General features: G+C 73.8%; 1 protein-coding gene and 1 pseudogene. One reads left to right on the forward strand and one right to left on the reverse strand.

The features are described 5' to 3' along the window. A pseudogene (locus N788_RS14870) lies at nt 1-437 on the forward strand (hypothetical protein); the annotation flags it as partial. 2 nt (nt 438-439) lie between these two features. On the opposite strand, the gene N788_RS10120 reads toward N788_RS14870, so the two are convergent. Then, nucleotides 440-2,551 carry a glycosyltransferase gene (locus N788_RS10120; RefSeq protein WP_051924556.1) on the reverse strand — a complete coding sequence of 704 codons (2,112 nt, stop codon included), beginning with the start codon at nt 2,549-2,551 and terminating at the stop codon, nt 440-442. Nucleotides 2,552-3,090: the final 539 nt, after the last annotated feature.

Genomic DNA, 3,090 nt, shown 5'->3' on the forward strand with positions numbered 1-3,090 from the left:
CCGACCAACTGGCGGGTTTGCTGGACGAGGCGCGCGCGGCCATGCGCGCCGGCGACCTGGTCGACCCGCCCGGCGCCAGCGCCTGGGACCTGCTGCGCCGCGCCGCCGCGTTGGCGCCGGACAGCCCGGGCGTGCGCCGCGGCTTCGACGAATACAGCCGTCGCGCCCGCGCCTGTTTCGAAGACGAACTCGCCGGCAACCGCCTCGGCGCCGCCCAGGCGTGCCTGGATGCGCTGTCGGTGCGTGAACGCGGTGGCGATGACCTGGCCACCGAGCGACGCCGGCTGGCCGATCGCTGGCTGGCTTTCGGCGAAGAGCGCCTGGGCGCCAGCGAGTTCGCCCTGGCCCGCCGCGCGCTGTCGGCGGCCCGCGAAGTGGATCCGTCGAACCCGCGGCTGGACGCGTTCGCCGAACGGCTTCGCCGCGCCGGCGGCTGAATTCAGGGCGCCGGCAGCTCGTCGAGCAGGCGCCGCAGCGGCGCGCCCACCACCTCGGGGGAAAAGTGCCGGCGGGTGTTTTCCAGTCCGCCTTCCGACAGCCGGGTCCACAGCGCGGCATCGTCGTGCAGGCGCAGGACCGCCTCGGCGAAACCGTCGGCGTCGTCGGCGACCAGCACGTCCTGGCCATCGACCAGATGCATGCCTTCGACCGCGCAGGTCGTGGCCACCACCGGAATGCCGTGCGCCAGCGCCTGGTTCACCTTGCCCTTGACGCCGGCGCCATAGCGCAGCGGCGCCACCGACACCCGGACGCCGTGCAGCAGCGGCGACAGGTCGGGCACGTAGCCGTGGAAGTGGATCCCGGGCCGCTCGCCCAGCGCCTGCACGTCCGGTGCGGCGTCGCCGCCGACCAGGTGCAGTTCCAGGCCCGGGTGGCGGGCATGGATGCGCGGCATGATTTCGTCGGCGAGCCAGCGCGCGGCGTCGACGTTGGGCGGATGCCGGAAGCCGCCGACGAACAGCAGGCCTTCGCGCTGGGCAAAGCCGGGCCCGGGTTCGGCGATGTCGTGGATGTTGGACACCACGTCCACGCGCGCGCCCGGCGCCTGGCTGGCCAGCAGGACCCGTTCGGCCTCGCTGACCACCCAGGTCAGGTCGGCCTGTGCCACCAGCGCCAGTTCGGCCTTGCGGGTGCGCGCGGCGGTGCGCAGGCCGGCGGCGTCCCCGGCCAGTTCGGCCTCGCGCTGCTCGCGCAGGAAGTGCAGGTCGACCGTGTCGAAGACCACGCGCGCGCGCGGCGCCTGCGCGCGCAGCAGCGGCAGCACCGGTCCGAGCACGTAGTGGCGACTGCCGATGACCAGGTCGAAGCGCTCGCCGTGCTGGGCCAGCCAGCGCGGCACGTCGGCCAGCCAGGGATGCCACCAGGCTTCCACGCCCAGTTGCTGGAGTGCCTGGGTGTAGCGGCCGTCGTGGGCGCGGTTCTCCGGGAAGAACACCACCGAACAGCCCTGGTCGCGCAGCAGCGTGAGCAGCGCGGTCATGCGCAGCGAGCCCGAGTCGCGGTCCGGGGTGGGCGTGCACGCGTCGAGCACCAGCACCCGGCGCCGACGACCGCGTTCGCTGGCGAGCTCGGCGCCGTCCGACGGCGGCCGGTGCTCGCGTTCGAGCACGTCGCGCCAGCGTTCCTGGAACTTCGCCTGGTTGGCGACCTGGTAGGCCTTGATGCCGCTGCCGGTGTCGGTGCCCGAGGTGGCGCCTTCGTGGTGCACCACCACCGACGCCGGCTGGTAGCGCACCTTCAGGCCCTGCTGGCGCACGCGCATGGCGAGGTCGGTGTCTTCGTAATATGCCGGCGCGTAATGGGCGTCGAAGCCGCCGAGCGATTCGAACAGCTCGCGCCGGATCGCGATCGAGGCACCCGAGCAGTAATCGACTTCGCGGACGAAGTTGAAGCGCGGGTGCGCCGGGTCCTCGAAGCGGCCGTAGTTCCAGCACGAGCCGTCGGCGAAGATGATGCCGCCGGCTTCCTGCAGGCGGCCGTCGGGATAGACCAGCTGGCTGCCGGCCAGGCCGGTATCGGGGTAGCGCGAAAACGTGGCCAGCAGCGCGTCCAGCCAGCCGGGCTGCACCGTCGTGTCGTTGTTGAGGAAGACCAGGAATTCGCCCCGCGCCTTGGCGGCGCCGGCGTTGCAGGCGCCGATGAAGCCCAGGTTCTCGCGGTTGCGGTGGAAGACCAGGCCCGGCACCGAGGGCAGCAGCTCCGGGGTGGCGTCGGACGAACCATCGTCGACGACGATGACCTCGAAGGCGCAGGCGTCACCGGCGTCGGCCAGCGCCCGCAGGCAGGCCAGGGTCATGTGCAGCTGGTTGTAGACCGGCACGATGATGCTCGCGCGCGGCGACCGCGGCCGCGGCAGGCGCAGTGCGGCGCCGCTGGCCGAAGGCGAACGCGGCGGCACCAGCCGGGTCTCGCCGCTGGGCGCGGCGCGGCGCTGGCGCCAGCGCTTCCAGGTACCCGCCCAACCGCGCACGCGCAGGCTGACCAGGCCGCGGCCGGCCAGCGAGCGCAGCTGGCGCAGCCGGAAGGCCAGGCCCTGGACGCCTGAGCGCAGCGCATCCAGCGCATGTTGTGGCCGACGCGCCAGCCGCCATCCCAGCGAGGACTCGATGCGGGCCAGCGCCTGCTGCGAGGCATCGCGCTGGGCCAGCGCCACGTCGCGCTGGCGCGCCAGGTCGGTGCAGTCGCGCTGGTAATAGCCGTAGGCGTCGGCGAGCTTCTGGTCGAGGCTGGCGATGCGGGCCTGCAGTTGGCTGGCCTGTTCCAGCAGCGCCTGCCGCGCCTGGTCGGACCCCGCCAGCTGTTTGCGGGCGCGGCCGAGGTCCGCCTGCAGGGCGTAGGCCCAGTCGGCGCGACGCGCGAGTTCGCCGCGCGAGCGGTCCAGCTCGGTGGCCAGGTCCGTCAGCTGCGCCCGTGCCGTCGCCAGCTGTTCGGCCAGGTCCAGCCGGGCCGTGGCCAGCGGATCGGCGGGCGGCAGGTGCAGCGAGGGCGAGACGGTGGCCAGCGCCTGCCGCCAGGCCTCGGCCATGGCGTCCAGGCCGGGCTGCGATGCCGGGACCCGCGCACGCGCGGCGGCCACGCTGGCGCGGTCGC

The sequence above is a fragment of the Arenimonas donghaensis DSM 18148 = HO3-R19 genome (genome assembly GCF_000743535.1).
In the GTDB taxonomy this organism is placed as follows: Bacteria; Pseudomonadota; Gammaproteobacteria; order Xanthomonadales; family Xanthomonadaceae; genus Arenimonas; species Arenimonas donghaensis.